Here is a 20,355-nt window from a genome sequence, read left to right on the forward strand (position 1 = left end):
ATGTAGAAAAAAGGGACAAGGGTGTATGTGATGACATTGCACGCAATCAGCCGCTATATGGATCAGCCGACACAGAAAATGATTGAAACATTGATCAAAAGGAAGCGCAAATACGAGGGGTTTGCAAAACAATGCAAAAGGTGGCAATGGACAGCCCTTTTATCACTTGCGATTCTTCTGTTTTATTTTGTGATAACAGCTAATAGCGGGGGCTCCCTGCAGCCGGAAGCGATGATTGCCACATTGCTTGGCCATGAGGTGTTTCTGTTTTGGATCATGGCTGAAGTGTTTGCTTTTTACGCATCGTATTATTATAAGAAAAAAGAAGAAAAGGCTGAGGATGAATATCATAAGCTCAGATGTGAAATTATACAGAAAAGCACAGATTTATGGCCTCAATCAAATCAATGGAAAGAGCGCGAGGCCGTTTTCCACTTCATGCAGACGCAATATGATATCAATCTCTATTATGAAAGTAAATAAATGAGCAAAAGACGTTTAAACAGTTGAAACGTCTTTTTTCATTCAAGCGTCTTATAAAAGAAAGCTGATACAAGGGAGTCATTCATAATGAAATATGCCATCGGATTTACTGCTGCCATAGCGGCTGTGACAACAGGTGTGTGTGTAACAGCGAAAATGGTGAAAACGGCAAAACAAAACAACATCAAAAAGCATTACTTTACAATAGAAGGACTTCAGTCAGATCGACCTGCAGTCATTTTCTTTATTTCTGATACCCATCGCCGTCTAATTAGTGATACTTTATTAGCGGAAGTAAAAGAGCAGCAGCCTGATGTCATTATGATCGGCGGGACTTAGCTGAAAAGGGAGTCCCTTATGCTAGAGTTGAAGAAAATGTGAAACGTTTAGCAAGGATTGCCCCGGTGTATTTTGTGTGGGGGAATAACGACCATGAGCTGCATCAGCAAAAACTCAAAGACATCCTCCATACCTATCAGGTGACGACATTGCAAAATGAGACGGCTGTGTGGAATTTTGAAGGACAGCCCATTAAAATAGGCGGAATCGATGATATCCGGCTTGAAAAAGCAGATTATGAAGCGATACGGCCGGAGTTTGTCAAAGAAGACGTGAATATCCTTTTATCACACAACCCAGATGTGCATCATTTGATGAGTGAAGAAGAGGGAATTGATCTTGTTTTGAGCGGTCATACCCATGGGGGTCAAATTCGTATTGGGAAATTTGGTCCGTATGAAAAAGGAAGAACAGGCCAAGTCAAAGGTGCTTTCTTTCTGATTAGTAATGGTTACGGAACAACAAAGATTCCGATGCGTCTTGGAGCAGAACCAGAAACCCATCTGATCTATTTAATGCCGCTAAAAACGCGCTAAGTTGATGCCCCATCAATATTTTCCATAAAAGTCACCGTAAGCATAGCTTCATGCTTGTCTTCCGTCTTGACACAGTGTAAACTGAATACAAAATTAAGAACCTATGACTCATCATCTCATATACTACAGTATGATGTGTGTTAGAAGAGGCAGGAGGGAACGTTATGCGGCTAGAGCGTCTGAATTATAATAAAATCAAAATTTTTCTCACACTAGATGATCTGACAGACCGAGGTCTTACGAAAGAAGACCTTTGGAAAGATTCGTTCAAAGTTCATCAGCTGTTTAAAGACATGATGAACGAAGCGAATCAGGAGCTCGGTTTTGAAGCGAATGGACCGATTGCTGTTGAAGTATTTTCTCTTCAGGCGCAGGGGATGGTCGTCATTGTGACAAAGAGTCAGCAGGAAGATGCTGATGATGAGTTTGATGAAGATTACATTGAGATGCAAGTCAAGCTCGACGAGAGCAAGCATGTGCTCTATCAATTTGCCTCGTTTGAAGATGTGATTCAACTGTCCCATAGTTTAAGTCGTATTGGACTTTTAGGGGGTACAGTTTACCACTATGAAGGTCAATATTTTCTCAGCCTAGATGATTTCGAAGAACTGTCTGCAGATACAGTCATTTCTATTTTAGCGGAGTTCGGTTCTCCGACGACATTAACCATTCACCGGTTAAAAGAATACGGAAAAGTGATCATGCAGGAAGATGCAGTGAAAACGATTCAACTGTATTTTTAATCACTTTTTTCTATTATATTTAATACTGTTGTGATGAAACAACAGTATTTTTTTATATCCATTTTTATATTTATAAACGCTGATATTTTATTTTGATAAAAAACGCTTTTTACCTTTGCTTTACCAGTACGAAGGTGTATACTATTGCTTGAAAGGGAGCAGTAGATCATGAAAGATTTCTAGGGGGTTTATTTTAATGGCAGCCGATCAAAACGCCGCTCATAACGCAGAAGATAAGCTAGATGTTTTAAAGTCAACTCAAACCGTCATACATAAAGCGCTTGATAAATTGGGCTATCCGCAAGAAGTGTATGAATTGCTGAAGGAGCCAATTCGCCTATTAACGGTCAAAATTCCAGTACGTATGGATGATGGATCGGTGAAAATTTTCACTGGTTATCGTGCGCAGCATAATGATGCTGTCGGTCCAACAAAAGGCGGAATTCGATTCCACCCGAACGTTACTGAAAAAGAAGTAAAAGCGCTTTCAATTTGGATGAGTTTAAAATGTGGTATTGTGGATCTTCCTTATGGCGGAGGAAAAGGCGGTATTATCTGTGATCCAAGAGAAATGTCATTTAGGGAGCTTGAAAAACTAAGCCGCGGATATGTTCGCGCAATTAGCCAAATCGTTGGACCAACAAAAGATGTTCCAGCACCAGATGTGTTTACAAACTCTCAAATCATGGCATGGATGATGGATGAGTATTCTAGAATTGATGAATTTAACTCGCCAGGATTTATTACAGGAAAACCAATTGTTCTTGGAGGCTCACATGGACGTGATACTGCAACGGCAAAAGGTGTAACGATCTGTATCAAAGAAGCGGCGAAGAAAAAAGGAATTGACATCAATGGGGCTCGTGTTGTCGTTCAGGGATTCGGAAATGCAGGAAGTTACTTGGCTAAATTTATGTATGATGCCGGAGCGAAAATCGTAGGAATTTCAGATGCTTACGGCGGTTTGTATGATGAAGATGGTCTCGATATTGACTACTTGCTTGACCGACGTGACAGCTTTGGAACCGTCACTAAATTATTTAATGATACAATTACAAACCAAGAGTTGCTTGAGCTAGATTGTGATATCTTAGTACCTGCAGCCATTGAAAATCAAATTACAGAAGATAATGCGGCGAACATTAAAGCCAAAATTGTCGTAGAAGCAGCAAATGGACCAACGACATTGGAAGGGACAAAAATTCTTTCAGATCGTGGTGTACTGCTTGTTCCAGACGTACTTGCAAGTGCGGGTGGAGTGACTGTTTCTTACTTTGAATGGGTTCAGAATAACCAAGGGTTCTACTGGACAGAAGAAGAAGTAGAAACTCGTTTAGAAGATATGATGGTGAAATCATTTAATAATATTTATGAAATGGCGCAAAACCGCCGTATTGATATGCGACTAGCAGCATATATGGTCGGTGTACGTAAAATGGCTGAAGCTTCTCGATTCAGAGGCTGGATTTAAGCGACTTATTTGCATCGCGCCTTAAAATCTCCTATCCTTAAATAGGAGATTTTTTTATGGAATCATGCAAAGAATCAAACAGCCCAGCAATTGTTATTGCAGTGAAACGACAGGAGTGGAACAAATGAAACAAGAAAAAGCGATCATAATAGGAGGAGGCCCGTGCGGTCTATCAGCTGCCATTGCATTCAAGCAAATTGGGATTGATGCACTTGTGATTGAAAAGGGCAATGTGGTCAACAGTATTTATCATTATCCTACACACCAAACCTTCTTCAGTACAAGTGAAAAGCTTGAGATCGGTGACGTCGCTTTTATCACTGAAAATCGGAAGCCCGTTCGTATTCAGGCGCTTTCCTATTACCGAGAGGTGGTCAGACGAAAAAGCCTGCGTGTGAATGCTTTTGAAAAGGTAAACGCTGTGACGAAAAAAGATGGCCATTTTACGGTAAATACATCAAAAGACGACTATACATGTGACTATGTTGTGATTGCGACTGGCTACTATGATCATCCTAACTATATGAATGTAAAAGGGGAAGACCTTCCTCATGTGTATCATTATTTTAAAGAAGGACACCCCTACTTTGATAAAGATGTGACGGTGATCGGCGGGAAGAACTCTAGTGTTGATGCTGCCCTGGAACTTGTGAAATGCGGAAGCAGGGTGACGGTTTTATATAGAGGAACTGAATATTCATCCAGCATCAAACCTTGGATTTTACCAGAGTTTGAAGCGCTTGTTCGAAATGGCACCATTCGAATGGAGTTCGGTGCAGAGGTGAAGGAAATCACAGAACAGGATATTGTCTTTACAAACCAGCAGGGCCAAACAGATCGAGTGAAAAGTGATTATGTGTTTGCGATGACAGGTTATCATCCTGATCATTCATTTTTAGAAAAAATGGGTGTAACAATCGATCCAGAATCAGGCCGCCCAGCATTTAATGAACAAACAATGGAAACAAATGTAGAAGGTATTTTCATTGCAGGGTTATTGCAGCTGGTAACAACGCCAACGAAATTTTCATTGAAAATGGAAGATTTCATGGCGGGTTGATTGCAGAAGAAATCAACAAAAGAATCAACGGGTAAAAAAAGAACTGGGTCCTTCTAAGGGATTCAGTTCTTTTTTATGTAAATTGGGATTATATAGAAGAATATTTTTGGGAAAATGGGCTCGAGTCATATAAAAAAGGGTGATTCGTGGTACGATAATAAAGGATAATGTAGGGAAAGAGGTCTGATTATGATCGCAATCATTTCAGCAGGTTTAGCTCCCGGCATCGCACTTTTAAGTTATTTTTATTTGAAAGATCAATACGACAATGAGCCGGTTCATATGGTCATCAGATCTTTTATGCTAGGTGTCATACTTGTGTTTCCAACCATGTTTATTCAGTATGTCCTCCAAGAGGAAAATATCGCCACGAATCCTATCGTGATTTCATTTGTGACATCGGGTTTTTTAGAAGAATCATTAAAGTGGTTTATTTTAATGGTCAGTGTCTATGCGCACGTACAGTTTGATGAACACTATGACGGGATTGTCTATGGAACAAGTGTCTCGCTTGGATTTGCGACACTTGAAAATATTCTGTACTTAGTGGGTCATGGGGTAGAGTACGCGTTTACACGTGCCTTGCTGCCTGTATCAAGCCACGCTTTATTTGGTGTGGTGATGGGGTTTTATATAGGTAAAGCTCGCTTCTCCGATAAAAAAGAGCAGCGAAAATGGCTGATTCTCTCTTTAATACTTCCTATCCTTTTTCATGGCTTATATGATTTCATTCTTCTTGGCATGAAAAATTGGGGATATATTATGTTGCCGTTCATGATTTTTTTATGGTGGTTTGGTCTGCGGAAAGCCAAAAAAGCCCGTGCGGTGAAGATGGTACAAATTTAAATTGGAAAACGTCCTATACGTCTTTAGGGCGTTTTTTGTCTTTTCCATCCAATTCCCTCCTGTGATGAATGTATAAAAATAGGGATCGGAAGAAACATATATTCAAACATCAAAAGTACAGGAGGATCAAATATGGACAAAGCTCGTTTCATGAAACAAATCGTCCTTATCTTCTCAATTGTTCTGCTCGCGTCTTCATTGATGACAGCTGAAAAAAGTGAAGCTTTCACGAATCAAGTGATTCAGCGGGGAGCTACAGGAGAAGATGTCGTCGAGCTCCAGGCAAGGCTCCAATACAATGGTTTTTACAATGGAAAAATAGACGGTGTGTATGGCTGGGGAACTTACTGGGCCGTGCGCAATTTTCAAAGCCAGTTTGGTGTAAAGAAAGTCGATGGACTCGTAGGGGAAAAAACAAAAAGCCTATTAGTTCAAAAGACGAAATACTATAAAGAGTTTGTGCAACAGCAGTTGCAAAAAGGGAATCAGTTTACGCACTATGGCGGGAAACCTCTTGATCAGCAAACAAAGGCTCCTGCGCAAAGAAACACGCAAAAAAAGACAGCACAAGGTGCAAAAGAGAATCAAAAAAGTCAAAGCGGAGGAAACAGCTCGTCTGGGAAGTCTGGAAATCAGTCAGGAAATGGTCAAGCAAATCAAACGCCGAAACAAACAGCAGCCAACATGCCAGGTGGTTTTTCAAGCAATGACATTCAGCTTCTTTCACAAGCTGTTTATAGTGAAGCGAGAGGTGAACCTTATGAAGGACAGGTAGCGATCGCAGCCGTCATCTTAAACCGTTTAAACAACCCGACCTTTCCAAACACGATTGCTGGTGTCATTTTTGAACCGCTTGCGTTTACTGCTGTAGCAGATGGACAATTTTATATGGCGCCAAATGAAACCGCTAAAAAGGCAGTATTTGATGCCATTAATGGCTGGGACCCATCTGAAAGCGCCGTTTATTACTTTAATCCTGATACAGCAACAAGCCCATGGATTTGGGGAAGACCACAAATTAAACGAATCGGGAAACATATTTTCTGTGAATAAAAAGAGGTGTAAATAAATGATCAGAGGAATATTGATTGCTATTTTAGGAATTGCTGTCATATCAACAGGATACTGGGGCTATAAAGAGCATCAAGAAAAAGATGCAGTACTGCTTCATGCAGAGAACAACTATCAAAGAGCCTTCCATGATTTAACGTATCAAGTCGATCAGCTGCACGATAAACTTGGCGCAACACTTGCGATGAATAGCCAAACATCTATATCTCCAGCACTGGCAGATGTATGGAGAATGTCATCAGAAGCGCATAACAATGTCAGTCAGCTTCCGCTCACATTGATGCCTTTTAACAAAACAGAAGAGTTTTTAGCGAATGTCGGTGACTTTAGCTACAAATCGTCACTTAAATCTTTATCAGATGAACCATTAAACAAAGATACACACAAAACCATTACCACTTTATATGATCAAGCGGCAGATATTCAAAACGAACTTAGACAAGTGCAGCATCTCGTACTCAACAAAAATTTAAAATGGATGGATGTTGAAATGGCACTGGCTGATGGAGATCGAAAAAACGACAACACCATCATTGACGGATTAAAAACCGTTGAAAGAAATGCTGATGCGTTTGCAGATGTTGATCTTGGCCCTACAAATGTGTCAACTGAATCAGAAACGCAAGGCTACAATCACTTAAAAGGGCAAAAGATTTCAAAAAAAGAAGCGATTCGCATCGCCCAGCAATTCGCGCCTGACCACAACAAAGATTTTAAGGTGAGAAAAAGTGGGAGTAAAACGAACCGTGATGTCTACAGCCTGTCAATGTCTGACCCAGACAACCGGGCAAACTTTTATTTAGACTTGACTGAAAAAGGCGGCCATCCTGTCTATCTTCTTCAGAACCGAGAAGTGAAAAAACAAAAAATCAGTTTAAATGATGCCTCAGAAAAAGCACTAAGTTTCTTAAAGAAGCATGGATTCGATACCGAATCATTTCATTTAGATGAGAGTGCGCAATTCGATAATATCGGCGTATTTACCTATGTACCTTTACAGAATAACGTATTGCTTTATCCAGATAGTATTCGAATGAAAGTCGCTTTAGATGATGGTGAGGTTGTGGGATTCTCAGCGAAAGACTATTTAATGAATCACAGAAAACGTGACATAAAAGCACCAAAGATTTCTCAAAAAGAAGCTGAAAAGACCTTAAATAAACATGTGAAGATCGAGGATACACATGTAGCTCTTGTTCAAAATGATATGTCAGAGGAAGTTCTCTGCTATGAGTTTTTAGGAACCATTAAAAACGACACGTACCGAATGTTCATTAATGCAGATACTGGAAAAGAAGAAAGAGTAGATAAACTAAAAAATGCAGAACCTATATATAAAGACCTATAGAAAAGGAAGCGAGGAAAAGGCGAATAAGCCTTTTCCTTTTGTTTTATACATGGTTTAATATAAGAGAGGATACGATTTCACAGATGAAAAGAGTGATGAGGAATGTTACAAATAGGGGATGCAATCACAATTGAGTATGTCAATGAGAACAAAGAAGTGAAAACAGCAAAATCGAAAGTTTTGGAAAATAATAACGATGATATTTGCATTAATTATCCAGCTGATAAAGAAACGGGGCGCACGATCTATTTAAATCAAGAAACAGAAATCACCGTCTTCTTTTTCGATGAAAATCAAATTCCATACAAATGTACAAGCAAAGTCATTGGGAAAAGAAAAGAAGATATCCCGATGATTGTCGTTTCGATTCCGCCAAAAGAAGAAATGATTCGGCTTCAGCGAAGAGAATATCTTCGAGTGGATACGATGGTGAAAGCGTCCATTACGCAAAATGGTGAAGAAACCTTCGACACATTTATTGTCAATATGAGTGCTGGCGGTGTAGCAATTGCTGTTCCAGAAGGTGTCTCACTAAAAGAATATGGCGAGGTCGTCACAGAGTTTGAACTTTCACTTAAAGAACCAGTGAAAATTAAAGCGATTGCAGAAATGAATCGTGTTTATCAAGATGAACAGACGGGGAAAACAAGAGCGATCATGGAATTTACTGAAATCACAAACGACCACCAGCAGCACATCATGAAGTATTGCTTCCAGCAGCAGCTTCTAACACGTGTGAAAAAAGTATAAGAATAAAGGTTGTCAAAAGCTTCCATACTAGAGAGAAAGAATCTAGCGTTGGAGGCTTTTTGTATGAAAACAATGGAAAGATGGCTATTCAAAGCAGTGCTCATTCAGCTCATTCTGCTTTTGGCGGTTCAGGTCACCCTTCACTTGACGAAAGGAGAACTATTTTTGTCAAAAGTCGTACAATACGAGGGTGTGAATAACATGAGCATTGAAGATTGGATTGAGACATTTAAGCAAAAGGATTGATAGAAAATTCACCCGTTTGAGCGGTGATCGTGTTACAATTCATAAGGGAGATTCAATCAAGGAGAGGTATTATGAAAAAGAAATTATCTATCGCAATTGACGGTCCTGCTGCAGCAGGAAAAAGCACTGTGGCAAAAATTGTCGCAGCGAAAAAATCATATATTTATATCGATACAGGTGCGATGTACCGCGCAATTACACTTGCAGCACTCAATCAAGGCGTAGACCTTGAAGACGAACAGGCACTTGATGCGTTATTAAAAAACACAGTCATTGAACTTGTGTCAACTGACGAAGGTCAAAAAGTACATTTAGACACGATCGATGTCACAGAAGACATCAGAACAGACCGTGTGAGCAATCAAGTCTCTGTTGTTGCAAAGCATCGAGCTGTTAGGGAAGAAATGGTCCGCAGGCAGCAAGAGCTGGGGAACCGAGGCGGTGTCGTCATGGATGGAAGAGACATTGGCACGCATGTTCTTCCAGATGCAGAAGTGAAAATTTTCTTGCTTGCGTCAGTAGAGGAAAGAGCAAAACGTCGTTTTGAAGAAAATCAGAAAAAAGGCTATGATGTCAATTACGATCAGCTGATCGAAGAGATTGCAAGACGTGACAAGCTTGATTCTGAGCGGGAGGTATCACCGCTGAAGAAAGCAGATGATGCCATTGAAATTGACACGACTTCCCTTTCTATTCAAGAGGTTGCAGGTAAAATTTTAGATGCAGCAGAGCGTGTAGAAAAACAGTAAGAAATTTTAGAAAACTTTTATAAGTTAGAGGTTTATCTCTTGACAAACAAGGTCTTTTATTAGAAGTTTATACTAATACTATTTTTATTGATCATTCAAGCAATTCTGTTGATTTGAATGTTTCTATAATACATATTCGGCTGGCAATCATCATGCTAAGGACACATATTCACCCAGTCGTTTTAACTAAGCTGTGTAGGTTTGGACCAAGGAGGTTATCGAAATGACAGAGGAAATGAATCAAATCGATGTTCAGGTACCAGAGGTTGGAGATGTAGTGAAAGGGATTGTTTCTAAAGTTGAGGACAAGCATGTCAATGTAGATATCGTCAATGTGAAACAACCTGGGATCATCCCAATCAGTGAATTATCAAGTCTTCACGTTGAAAAAGCATCAGATGTCGTGAAAGATGGCGACGAGTTAGAGCTTAAAGTAACAAAGGTCGAAGACGATGCTTTGATTTTATCGAAACGTGCTGTTGATGCAGACCGCGCTTGGGAAGACCTAGAGAAAAAGTTTGAAACAAAAGAAGTATTTGAAGCAGAAGTAAAAGACGTTGTCAAAGGTGGTCTAGTGGTCGACATTGGTGTTCGCGGATTTATTCCTGCGTCTCTTGTTGAGGCACACTATGTAGAAGACTTCACTGACTACAAAGGGAAAACACTCTCGCTTGTTGTGGTAGAGCTTGACCGCGAAAAAAACCGCGTGATTTTATCGCATCGTGCAGTCGTTGAGCAAGAACAATTAGACAAGAAGCAAGACTTCCTGCAAAAGCTTGCAGTAGGCAGTGTGATTGATGGAAAAGTGCAGCGCCTGACTGACTTTGGTGCATTTGTTGACATTGGCGGCATTGATGGATTAGTTCACATTTCTCAACTATCCCATGCGCATGTCGAAAAGCCATCTGACGTTGTTGAAGAAGGACAGGAAGTGAAAGTCAAAGTTCTTGCTGTTGACCGCGATAACGAACGTATCTCACTATCTATTAAAGAAACATTACCAGGACCTTGGAGCCAAATTGGTGAAAAGGTAAAACAAGGTGATGTTCTTGAAGGAACCGTTCAACGTCTTGTGAGCTTTGGAGCATTTGTTGAAATTCTGCCAGGTGTAGAAGGACTTGTGCATATTTCCCAAATTTCACACAAGCATATCGGTACTCCTCAAGAAGTCCTTGAAGAAGGGCAGACTGTGAAAGTGAAAGTGCTTGATGTCAATGAAGATGAAGAGCGCATTTCACTTAGCATTCGTGAATTAGAAGAGAATCCTGAAAAACAAATCGAAGAGGATTACCGTCAATATCAGGCGAAAGAAGAAAATACAAGCGGATTCCAGCTTGGTGACCTGATTGGTGATAAACTCAATAAACTAAAATAATTTGGTGATCAAAATTGACGCGAGCAGAAAGAAAGAAACAGCATATTGAGCATGCTTTGTCGACTGGCCAGCATGCAGCAACAGGTTTACAAGATGTTTCCTTCGTTCACGCCAGTTTACCAGATCTTGCGACATCACAAATTGATACTCATACGACAATTGGCGGACTGACTTTCGGTTCGCCAATTTTTATCAATGCAATGACTGGTGGAGGCGGAGAATCGACCTATGAGATTAATCGCTCTTTATCTATCGCAGCGAAGGAAACCAATATTCCAGTAGCAGTCGGTTCACAAATGGCTGCACTGAAAGATGCAGACGAACGTCGTACGTATGAAGTGGTTCGAAAGGTGAATCCAGATGGACTCGTTTTTGCCAATTTGGGCAGTGAGGCGACTATTCAGCAAGCACGGGATGCCGTTGACATGCTGGGGGCAAACATGCTCCAAATTCACTTAAACGTGATTCAAGAGATCGTCATGCCTGAAGGAGATCGTGATTTCAGAGGTGCTGTTGAGCGGATCTCAGCCATTGCTGAATCAATTGAGGTGCCTGTTGTCGTCAAAGAAGTTGGATTTGGGATGAGTAAGGAAACAGCAAAGAAATTATTTGATGCTGGAGTTGCTGCTGTTGATGTAGGTGGATTTGGGGGAACGAATTTTTCTAAAATCGAGAACCTGCGCCGTCAAAAAGCACTTCGCTATTTTGACCAGTGGGGAATTCCAACTGCAGCGAGTTTGGCTGAAGTACATACAGCCTTTCCAGATCAAACCGTCCTAGCTTCTGGAGGCATTCAAGATGCACTTGATGTGACAAAATCAATTGCTCTTGGTGCGTCTGCCGCTGGATTAGCCGGCTTTTTCTTAAAATCCCTGACGAGTGGAGGAGAAAAGGGCCTCATCTCTGATATCATTGATCTACAAGATGATGTGAAGATGTTGATGACAGTACTTGGCATGAAAACTATTGAGGAGCTACGGCAAGCTCCAATTGTGCTTACAGGGGAAACAAGTCATTGGCTGAAAGAAAGAGACGTGGATACTACGTACTATAGTTTAAGAAATAAGAAGACAAAGGACTAAATGAAATTTAGCCCTTTGTCTTCTTTTCAGCGTGAAAGAAAACTTTTTTGTCTATGAAAGACAGCTACTTTTTGCGGAGCGAATTTGACATTCGTGAACACCAATGCGCAGGACTGACACTGAATGCGAGGGTTTGTTTGCACGCTGAGACATGTGGTAATCACATGTCTTTTTTATTGATTTCTTTTGCGAGCGTCTTCCGGGCCTTCTAAAGTTGTTGCCCCTTTGTGATGAATGGATTGATCGCGGTCAGATTCAACTCTTCTTGACGCCTTTAGGCGTTTTTCCTGTCTATCCTTACCCATTATACATCCCTCCTCAACTATTAGGGTGTCACCTCTTGTTTATTTCATGCAAATCCCGCACCTTCTCATACGTTTAAAAACTGGAGATTTTCCCATAATGTAATTGAGGTGATGAGGGTTGGAGGCATTGTACTATTATTGGTCAATATGGTTCGTTTGGATTATGGTGACATTTATCATGGAGAAAAGCACGTGGCGCAATGTGCTAGGCGTATGTGTTCTCATTCATATTATATGCAGTCATGTCATGGTTTCTATTTTAGACATTAGGATCAATGCAGGATTTTTGTTGACCTTTTTATATGCTTGCATGTCATTCGTGATCTTTCGGCCTGCTCATCGAATCATGCGAATCATGCAATTAGGTTCAATGGTCAGTGCGTATGCCTTTTTTATGATTTTTGCATTATATGATCCAGTTTGGTTCACGATAATAAAGGTGGACTGGGTTGTATTTGCCTTGCTGATCTTGATGTGTTTAACATATGGGCATCAGTTAACGGAACGGATCACTTTATGGATGATGGCTATATGTCTGGGGGAAGCCCTTTATGCGCTTACGATTCATCGCCTCACATCTTCCATTGTCATAGGAGATCTCTCGTTTCTTTCCATGGCTGTTCAAGGAGCTGTCTTTCTATTAGGTGTAGGTCAGCTTGAAAAACTCTTGAACACCCGTTCATCTAGAAAACCAGTAAAAGGGGCTGCAAAATCAACATGACGGATTACACGTTTCCTGTGATTATTGGTGTCATCTTTGGGATGGCGGCTAGGCTTTATATGCTAAGAACTGATTATCGGCAATATCCCACATATATTCATGGACAAGTGATTCACATTGCGCTAGGTTTTATTGCATCAGGCCTTGGTGCTATTATTATGCCTGCGCTGATACAGGAAGAATTCACTGCCATTACCTTCCTGACGCTTGCAGCCACGCAATTTCGTGATGTGCGTAATATGGAAAGAAATACATTGACCCAAATGGATTCGTATGAGCTTGTCTCACGAGGCAGTACATATATCGAAGGCATTGCGATCGCCTTTGAAAGTCGAAATTATATTGCCATTCTTACTGCCCTTATTACAACGACCGCCTGTATTTTCTTCTCGCTCGTCGTTGGGACAGTGGTCGGTATTCTTTGTTTTTTCATGGCAAAACTATTAATGTCAGGGAGCCAATTAAAGGATATCGTGAATATTCAAAAAGGGGAACTTCGCTTTGACGGCGCAGGACTTTACGTAAATGATATTTACATTATGAATATCGGGCTGCCTGAAAAGCAAAAATTGATTTTAGAGCATGGAATGGGGTTCATCTTGACTCCGAAGAATTTTAACTCGGCCACAACCATCGCAAACCTTGGGCAGCGGCAGGCTATCTTATTTGATTTATCCAACGTGCTTGGTGTATACCGAGATTCTGGTGAACCATCGCTTTGTCCGCTCGCAAAACGTGATCTGAATAATGGCACACTTGGCGTATTCATTTTACCGCAATGGCAGCGTGAAGATTTAGCTGTCCGTGTATTAGAAGAGGTGCCTATTTTAGAAAATGCTATTAGAATGCCGACAGATTTCATTAAAAAGAAAGTGAGGTAATAGGGCATGGCGAACACCATTGAACAATTTATATTGGCTGTGGCGACAACAAATAAAGAGCGGGTCATTGGCGGAACAGCCGTTTTTTTCTGTGAAAATAAAGAAGAGCTCGACATGTATGCCATGAATTTAGAGGCCATTTTAGATGGAATTGCACACGGCATTGGAGAAGATCTTTATTTGATTGTCAAACATTTTTAAGTTATTCATTGTGGTCTGATTAAAAATTGATATAATATATAAGTTGAACCCTTCATGTTTGAAGGGTTTATTTCATAAAACTGAATGAAAATTATAAATCCCGGTTGAAACATGATGATGAACATATTGAATCGCGGCTGGATTGAAAGGAAGGGTACTATGGGTAAACCTGTCGTAGCCATTGTTGGAAGGCCCAACGTTGGAAAATCTACAATTTTTAATCGAATCGCAGGCGAAAGAATATCGATTGTAGAAGACACACCTGGTGTAACAAGAGATCGAATCTATAGCTCTGCTGAATGGTTAAATTATGACTTTAATTTAATAGATACTGGTGGAATTGATATTGGAGATGAGCCGTTTTTGGCGCAAATTCGCCATCAGGCTGAAATCGCAATGGATGAAGCGGATGTTATTATCTTTATGGTCAATGGAAGAGATGGCGTCACATCTGCGGATGAAGAAGTCGCAAAAATTTTATATCGCACGAAAAAACCTGTCGTACTTGCTGTCAATAAATTGGACAACCCTGAAATGAGAAGCGACGTGTATGACTTTTATGCACTTGGATTTGGCGAACCGTATCCGATTTCTGGAACGCACGGACTCGGTCTAGGTGATCTGCTTGATGCTGTCGCAGAGCATTTCAAAAACTTACCAGATACACAGTATGATGAAGAAGTGGTACAGTTCTGCTTAATCGGCCGCCCAAATGTAGGGAAATCCTCTTTGGTGAATGCGATGCTCGGTGAAGAACGTGTCATTGTCAGCAACATCGCTGGTACAACAAGAGATGCTGTAGATACAATGTTTACGTACAACCAACGTGACTTTGTCATTGTCGACACAGCAGGTATGAGAAAAAAAGGGAAAGTATATGAAACAACAGAGAAATACAGTGTACTTCGTGCGTTAAAAGCCATTGATCGATCGGATGTTGTCGCTGTAGTTCTTGATGGTGAAGAAGGCATTATTGAACAGGATAAACGTATTGCCGGCTACGCACACGAAGCGGGTAAAGCCGTTGTGATCATTGTGAACAAGTGGGATGCTGTTGAAAAAGACGAGCGTACAATGAAGGAATTTGAGCAAAATATTCGCGAGCATTTTCAATTCCTTGATTATGCACCTGTCTTATTCATGTCTGCTCTTACGAAAAAGAGAATTCACACGTTAATGCCAACAATTATTACCGCTAGTGAAAATCATGCGATGCGCGTTCAAACGAACATTCTAAACGATATTATCATGGATGCTGTAGCGATGAACCCAACGCCGACCCATAACGGACAGCGTCTGAAAATTTACTATGCAACACAAGTGGCGATCAAACCGCCGTCCTTTGTTGTGTTTGTAAATGATCCAGAACTTATGCACTTTTCTTATGAGCGTTTCCTAGAAAACCGAATTCGAGATGCATTTGGTTTTGAAGGAACACCAATTAAAATATTTGCAAGAGCGAGAAAATAAAAAGGGTGAGCGGGATGAAGAAAATTTCAGTACTTGGAGCAGGGAGCTGGGGAACAGCTCTTGCGCTTGTATTAGCTGATAATCATCATGATGTACACATGTGGGGACATAGACAAGAATTAATTGATCAAATCAATGAGAAACATGAAAATCATGATTACTTGCCTAATGTTGCATTGCCAGCGTCTATTCAAGCGACAACAGATATGAAACAGGCACTAGAAGGGACAGATACGATTATTGTCGCTGTGCCAACAAAGGCCATTCGAGAAGTATTGAAACAGGCAAATGAGTTCATTACGTCAAAGGTGCCATTTGTTCATGTCAGTAAAGGAATTGAACCAGATACACTTCTTAGAATTTCTCAAATGATTGAACAAGAAGTCCCGGAAGCGAAAAGAGAAGCAGTTGTTGTCCTGTCAGGACCAAGCCATGCTGAAGAAGTTGGCTTGCGTCATCCGACAACTGTTACTGTCTCGTCAGAACATATTGAAGCAGCTCAATTTGTTCAAGATTTGTTCATGAACAATCATTTTAGAGTGTACACCAACCCTGATGTGATTGGGGTGGAAATTGGCGGGGCGCTGAAAAACATCATCGCTCTTGCGGCAGGGATCACAGACGGACTCGGATATGGTGATAATGCGAAAGCAGCGCTCATCACAAGGGGTCTTGCTGAAATCGCCCGCCTCGGCACAAAAATGGGAGGAAACCCTCTTACGTTTGCCGGATTAACAGGTGTTGGAGATTTGATTGTCACATGTACAAGTGTTCATTCGCGTAACTGGCGCTGCGGGAATTTACTCGGTAAAGGATATAAGCTCGAAGAAGTGCTTGAAAAAATGGGGATGGTTGTCGAAGGCGTCCGCACAACAAAAGGCGCTTATCAGCTCTCCAAAGAATACAAGGTCAGCATGCCGATTACAGAGGCTCTTTACGGCGTCCTATTTGAAGGGAAAAAGGTAGACGATGCTGTAGAATCCTTAATGGCACGTGTGAAAACACATGAGATGGAAGACCTTGTGAACATGTTCGAAAACCAAACAAAATAATTGGAAGACTGAACTTAGGCGTGTAGAGGATGCAAGAAGGGGAAGACTTGCATAACATAACAATGAAGTTTGAATAGAGCTTTGCCTCTACAGAATGAGGAAAAATAGTCGACCTAATGACTGAAGCAGAGTCCCCCTCTTTGCTTCAGTTTTTTTATGCACTTTTTTCTGAATTGATTGGAAAAATGATTGATATTTTACTTAATTTTGGTTTAGAATGAAATATAAACGCTTACAATTCGTTTGTATTAAAGGGGGACAGGCACGATGAGTTTTGCTTTAATCAAGATGTGGTTTGCGCTTGGTTCAATGGGGCTCATGTTTTTAGCCGTTGTAACCATTTATCTGAGTAGGTTTAAGCTGAAGAGCCGGTTTCTGAAAATAACAGCCTCAACTGTCGCGTACAGCTTAATGCTCATATCAGGTATCATTGTGTTTTTAGTTGTATTTAGCGGACCAGTCAATGAATAAAGAAAAAGGAAGAATGTGATGATCAAAGCAAAAATCAGTGTCATGCTGTTAACACTTATTTTACTTACGGGGTGCCTCTATCCAGAGAATCGTAAAGCTGAAAACCGCGTGCCATATAAAGAGCAGCTGCAAAGTGTGCAGACCGCAATTGAAGATTTTCAAAAAGCGACAAATGGCCTTTTACCCATTGAAACAAAAGAAGGCGACACACCTATTTATCAGAAGTATGTCATTGACTTTAAGCGTCTGTCACCAAGATATTTACACGATGTACCGTCGACATCTTTTGAAGGCGGGGGCGAATATATCTATGTCCTCACAGACGTCGAACAAAACCCAACGGTGAAACTGCTTGATGTCAAAATGACGCAAACGATCAGTGAATTACGTCTAAGGATCAAAATATATCAAGATGAACATACATATCCGCCATATGGCAAAGTAGTATCTAAAGATTTATATACGTTAAATGAAAAAAAACTAGGGTTAAAAGCACCGCCTACAGTGACGAGCCCTGTCACGGGTGAATCACTTCCATTACTGATTTCCTCAAATGGCGAAATCTATGTTGACTATCGCAGTGATTTTGCCCAGATTTTGAAAAATACGAAACAAAAGCTGAAACCAGGTGAAAATATTCAAGATGTCTATTGGCAGGAAACCCCGTTTGTACCAGCGTTTTCTGTTCCATATACGATCAACAAAAAAGGTGAGCCGGCTTTTTTAGAAAAAAAGACGTCATAAACAAGAATGAACCTTTCTCCTCTGCATATAAATGAGGAGAAAGGTTTTTTTATGGCTAAACATACTCTCAAAACAAAAAAGGTGTCATATTCAAATAGGACAACGTCATACACATATATTGTCCTGACACCTTTCAAGCACCGTTTGATTGAAGTATAGAGTATTTTATTTGAAAACGAGGATAGCAAGTCCGGGAGGGGATCACTTGGAAAAAGTCGATATTTTCAAGGATATCGCTGAACGAACAGGAGGCGATATATATTTAGGAGTCGTTGGAGCTGTTCGTACAGGGAAATCTACGTTTATTAAAAAGTTTATGGAGCTCGTGGTGCTCCCGAATATCAATAATGAGGCAGACCGTGCAAGAGCACAGGATGAATTGCCGCAAAGCGCAGCAGGAAAAACCATTATGACCACAGAACCAAAATTTGTGCCAAATCAAGCGGCATCCATTCACGTGAGTGACGGCCTGGATGTCAACATTAGGCTTGTCGATTGTGTAGGCTACACCGTGCCTGGTGCACGCGGGTATGAAGATGAAAATGGTCCGAGAATGATTAATACGCCGTGGTATGAAGAACCAATCCCGTTTCATGAAGCAGCGGAAATTGGTACACGCAAGGTCATTCAAGAGCATTCCACCATTGGTGTTGTGATTACAACAGATGGATCAATTGGAGAAATCCCAAGACATGACTATATTGAATCAGAAGAACGTGTCATTGACGAACTCAAAGAAGTTGGAAAGCCGTTTATTATGGTAATCAACTCTGTGAGACCTTATCACCCTGAAACAGAAGCGCTGCGGCAGGAACTTAGTCAAAAATATGATATTCCTGTACTCGCGATGAGTGTCGAAAGTATGAGAGAACAAGACGTCCTCAGTGTACTTCGTGAAGCATTATATGAATTCCCAGTGCTTGAGGTGAATGTGAACCTGCCAAGCTGGGTCATGGTACTAAAAGAAGATCATTGGCTAAGAGAGAGTTATCAGGATTCAGTGAAAGAAACCGTCAAGGATATTAAGAGATTAAGAGATGTTGACCGAGTGGTAGGTCAGTTCAGTGAATTCGATTTTATCGAAAGAGCAGGCTTAGCAGGCATTGAAATGGGTCAGGGGATCGCAGAAATTGATCTGTATGCGCCGGATGATCTATATGATCATATCCTAAAAGAAGTGGTTGGTGTGGAAATTAGGGGCAAAGATCACCTTCTTGAGCTCATGCAAGATTTTGCACATGCGAAAACGGAGTATGATCAAGTGTCTGACGCTTTAAAAATGGTGAAGCAGACTGGATACGGAATTGCGGCACCAGCTTTGTCGGATATGAGTTTAGATGAGCCGGAAATCATTAGGCAAGGATCAAGATTCGGCGTCAGATTAAAAGCAGTCGCGCCATCTATTCATATGATTAAGGTAGATGTAGAAAGTGAGTTTGCGCCGATTATCGGAACAGAAAAACAAAGTGAAGAGCTCGTCCGATACTTAATGCAAGACTTTGAAGATGATCCGCTTTCTATCTGGAATTCCGATATATTTGGACGCTCACTCAGCTCGCTTGTCAGAGAAGGCATTCAAGCAAAACTCTCGCTGATGCCGGAAAATGCAAGGTATAAACTAAAGGAAACGCTTGAACGAATTATTAACGAAGGATCAGGCGGTCTGATCGCGATTATTCTATAGGATGTGAGACCTCTCATTGATGGGGGTCTTTTTTTGCGTGCGGGTGAAGTCATAAAAAGACAATTGTATAAAGATTAGTCAGATTCAGGCTGAAATTAGGAATATTCGTTCGCAAAAGTGCCCTTAATCCTTGACGAATAAGGATTCTTCCCTTTAAAATGCTTGATATGGTATTTCATATGTGTTAATCTACTTACAGAAAATCTTCACTTTGTTGGACAAACATTCCTTCAAAGAGAAGTTTTCTAATGAAAAGCCATGTATGACGCTTTCTAGACGCTCTTTTTTTCAAAAAAAGTGTATAGAAAGAAGATGAATTGTGAAGAAATGATAACAATCTATTGAATGCATATTTTTGGGAGGAGGTGAAAGGCATGAACAAGACAGAACTTATTAACGCGGTTGCTGAAGCAAGCGAGTTATCTAAAAAAGACGCGACAAAAGCAGTTGATTCTGTTTTTGATACAATTTTAGATGCACTTAAAAATGGTGACAAAATCCAACTTATTGGTTTTGGTAACTTTGAAGTACGTGAGCGTTCAGCTCGTAAAGGACGTAACCCACAAACTGGTGCAGAGATCGAAATCCCTGCAAGCAAAGTACCTGCTTTCAAACCAGGTAAAGCACTTAAAGACGCGGTGGCAGGTAAATAATCGTTATGTGTAATGATCCTATTGAAGGAGTTATACATATACAGTTTCACACTGGTCTAGAAAAGCCCCTTTGA

At 40.7% G+C, this 20,355-nt stretch carries 21 protein-coding genes and 2 pseudogenes; 22 read left to right on the plus strand and 1 reads right to left on the minus strand.

Going from position 1 to position 20,355, the window contains the following annotated elements:
- Nucleotides 1-30 precede the first annotated feature (30 nt).
- The 13 genes and pseudogenes from KFQ09_RS18300 to fni all read left to right on the plus strand — a co-directional run bounded on the left by KFQ09_RS18300 (nt 31) and on the right by fni (nt 12,099).
- Nucleotides 31-483: a DUF2663 family protein gene (locus KFQ09_RS18300; protein ID WP_007500988.1), complete on the plus strand. Its 453-nt coding sequence runs from the start codon at nt 31-33 to the stop codon at nt 481-483.
- Between the two features lie 87 nt (nt 484-570).
- Nucleotides 571-1,358: pseudogene (locus tag KFQ09_RS18305) on the plus strand (metallophosphoesterase).
- Between the two features lie 164 nt (nt 1,359-1,522).
- A complete protein-coding gene (locus KFQ09_RS18310) occupies nt 1,523-2,101 on the plus strand; it encodes a genetic competence negative regulator (RefSeq protein WP_007500984.1) in 579 nt (192 codons plus the stop codon).
- 196 nt (nt 2,102-2,297) lie between these two features.
- Complete coding sequence (locus KFQ09_RS18315; RefSeq protein WP_007500982.1) at nt 2,298-3,572, plus strand: Glu/Leu/Phe/Val family dehydrogenase; 1,275 nt, start codon at nt 2,298-2,300, stop codon at nt 3,570-3,572.
- A gap of 124 nt (nt 3,573-3,696) precedes the next feature.
- Nucleotides 3,697-4,667 (plus strand): annotated as a pseudogene (locus tag KFQ09_RS18320) (YpdA family putative bacillithiol disulfide reductase).
- A 154-nt stretch (nt 4,668-4,821) separates the two neighbouring features.
- Nucleotides 4,822-5,478 (plus strand): glutamic-type intramembrane protease PrsW, encoded by a 657-nt coding sequence (gene prsW / locus KFQ09_RS18325; protein ID WP_008344507.1) that lies wholly within the window; start codon nt 4,822-4,824, stop codon nt 5,476-5,478.
- 132 nt (nt 5,479-5,610) lie between these two features.
- Nucleotides 5,611-6,531 (plus strand): spore cortex-lytic enzyme, encoded by a 921-nt coding sequence (sleB, locus tag KFQ09_RS18330; RefSeq protein WP_045034327.1) that lies wholly within the window; start codon nt 5,611-5,613, stop codon nt 6,529-6,531.
- A 16-nt stretch (nt 6,532-6,547) separates the two neighbouring features.
- Entirely contained in the window at nt 6,548-7,897 is a 1,350-nt protein-coding gene (ypeB, locus tag KFQ09_RS18335; RefSeq protein WP_074041972.1) for a germination protein YpeB, read from the plus strand.
- Nucleotides 7,898-7,999: 102 nt separating this feature from the next.
- Complete coding sequence (locus KFQ09_RS18340) at nt 8,000-8,647, plus strand: flagellar brake protein (protein WP_007500975.1); 648 nt, start codon at nt 8,000-8,002, stop codon at nt 8,645-8,647.
- A gap of 63 nt (nt 8,648-8,710) precedes the next feature.
- A complete protein-coding gene (locus KFQ09_RS18345) occupies nt 8,711-8,893 on the plus strand; it encodes a YpfB family protein (RefSeq protein WP_008344514.1) in 183 nt (60 codons plus the stop codon).
- A gap of 71 nt (nt 8,894-8,964) precedes the next feature.
- Nucleotides 8,965-9,642 carry a (d)CMP kinase gene (gene cmk / locus KFQ09_RS18350; RefSeq protein WP_017359766.1) on the plus strand — a complete coding sequence of 226 codons (678 nt, stop codon included), beginning with the start codon at nt 8,965-8,967 and terminating at the stop codon, nt 9,640-9,642.
- Nucleotides 9,643-9,865: 223 nt separating this feature from the next.
- Complete coding sequence (rpsA, locus tag KFQ09_RS18355) at nt 9,866-11,017, plus strand: 30S ribosomal protein S1 (protein WP_008344519.1); 1,152 nt, start codon at nt 9,866-9,868, stop codon at nt 11,015-11,017.
- 14 nt (nt 11,018-11,031) lie between these two features.
- Nucleotides 11,032-12,099 (plus strand): type 2 isopentenyl-diphosphate Delta-isomerase, encoded by a 1,068-nt coding sequence (fni, locus tag KFQ09_RS18360; protein WP_255835867.1) that lies wholly within the window; start codon nt 11,032-11,034, stop codon nt 12,097-12,099.
- Between the two features lie 173 nt (nt 12,100-12,272).
- Here the strand turns inward: fni and KFQ09_RS18365 are convergent, their stop codons facing one another.
- A complete protein-coding gene (locus KFQ09_RS18365) occupies nt 12,273-12,404 on the minus strand; it encodes a YpzI family protein (protein ID WP_008344525.1) in 132 nt (43 codons plus the stop codon).
- A 178-nt stretch (nt 12,405-12,582) separates the two neighbouring features.
- Between KFQ09_RS18365 and KFQ09_RS18370 the strand changes: the two genes are divergently transcribed.
- From KFQ09_RS18370 to hbs, 9 genes are all read left to right on the plus strand, one after another.
- Complete coding sequence (locus tag KFQ09_RS18370) at nt 12,583-13,125, plus strand: YphA family membrane protein (protein WP_050827352.1); 543 nt, start codon at nt 12,583-12,585, stop codon at nt 13,123-13,125.
- A complete protein-coding gene (locus tag KFQ09_RS18375) occupies nt 13,122-14,006 on the plus strand; it encodes a YIEGIA family protein (protein WP_007500964.1) in 885 nt (294 codons plus the stop codon). Before KFQ09_RS18370 ends, KFQ09_RS18375 begins: the two co-directional genes overlap by 4 nt.
- Before the next feature lie 6 nt (nt 14,007-14,012).
- Nucleotides 14,013-14,207, plus strand: a complete 195-nt coding sequence (locus KFQ09_RS18380; RefSeq protein ID WP_008344527.1) for a capping complex subunit for YIEGIA — start codon at nt 14,013-14,015, stop codon at nt 14,205-14,207.
- A gap of 159 nt (nt 14,208-14,366) precedes the next feature.
- Nucleotides 14,367-15,677, plus strand: coding sequence for a ribosome biogenesis GTPase Der (gene der, locus KFQ09_RS18385; RefSeq protein ID WP_008344528.1), 1,311 nt, complete (start codon nt 14,367-14,369; stop codon nt 15,675-15,677).
- A 14-nt stretch (nt 15,678-15,691) separates the two neighbouring features.
- Nucleotides 15,692-16,729, plus strand: coding sequence for an NAD(P)H-dependent glycerol-3-phosphate dehydrogenase (locus tag KFQ09_RS18390; RefSeq protein ID WP_050827350.1), 1,038 nt, complete (start codon nt 15,692-15,694; stop codon nt 16,727-16,729).
- Between the two features lie 267 nt (nt 16,730-16,996).
- Nucleotides 16,997-17,200, plus strand: coding sequence for a DUF2768 domain-containing protein (locus tag KFQ09_RS18395; RefSeq protein WP_008344530.1), 204 nt, complete (start codon nt 16,997-16,999; stop codon nt 17,198-17,200).
- Between the two features lie 18 nt (nt 17,201-17,218).
- Nucleotides 17,219-17,944: a hypothetical protein gene (locus KFQ09_RS18400; RefSeq protein ID WP_007500961.1), complete on the plus strand. Its 726-nt coding sequence runs from the start codon at nt 17,219-17,221 to the stop codon at nt 17,942-17,944.
- Nucleotides 17,945-18,149: 205 nt separating this feature from the next.
- On the plus strand, nt 18,150-19,628 hold the full coding sequence (spoIVA, locus tag KFQ09_RS18405) for a stage IV sporulation protein A (protein WP_008344534.1): 1,479 nt from the start codon (nt 18,150-18,152) through the stop codon (nt 19,626-19,628).
- A gap of 374 nt (nt 19,629-20,002) precedes the next feature.
- Nucleotides 20,003-20,281 (plus strand): non-specific DNA-binding protein Hbs, encoded by a 279-nt coding sequence (gene hbs, locus KFQ09_RS18410; protein WP_003215863.1) that lies wholly within the window; start codon nt 20,003-20,005, stop codon nt 20,279-20,281.
- The last annotated feature ends 74 nt before the right edge of the window (nt 20,282-20,355 follow it).

It is taken from the genome of Bacillus sp. FS02 (genome assembly GCF_024398395.1).
GTDB lineage: Bacteria > Bacillota > Bacilli > Bacillales > Bacillaceae > Bacillus > Bacillus altitudinis.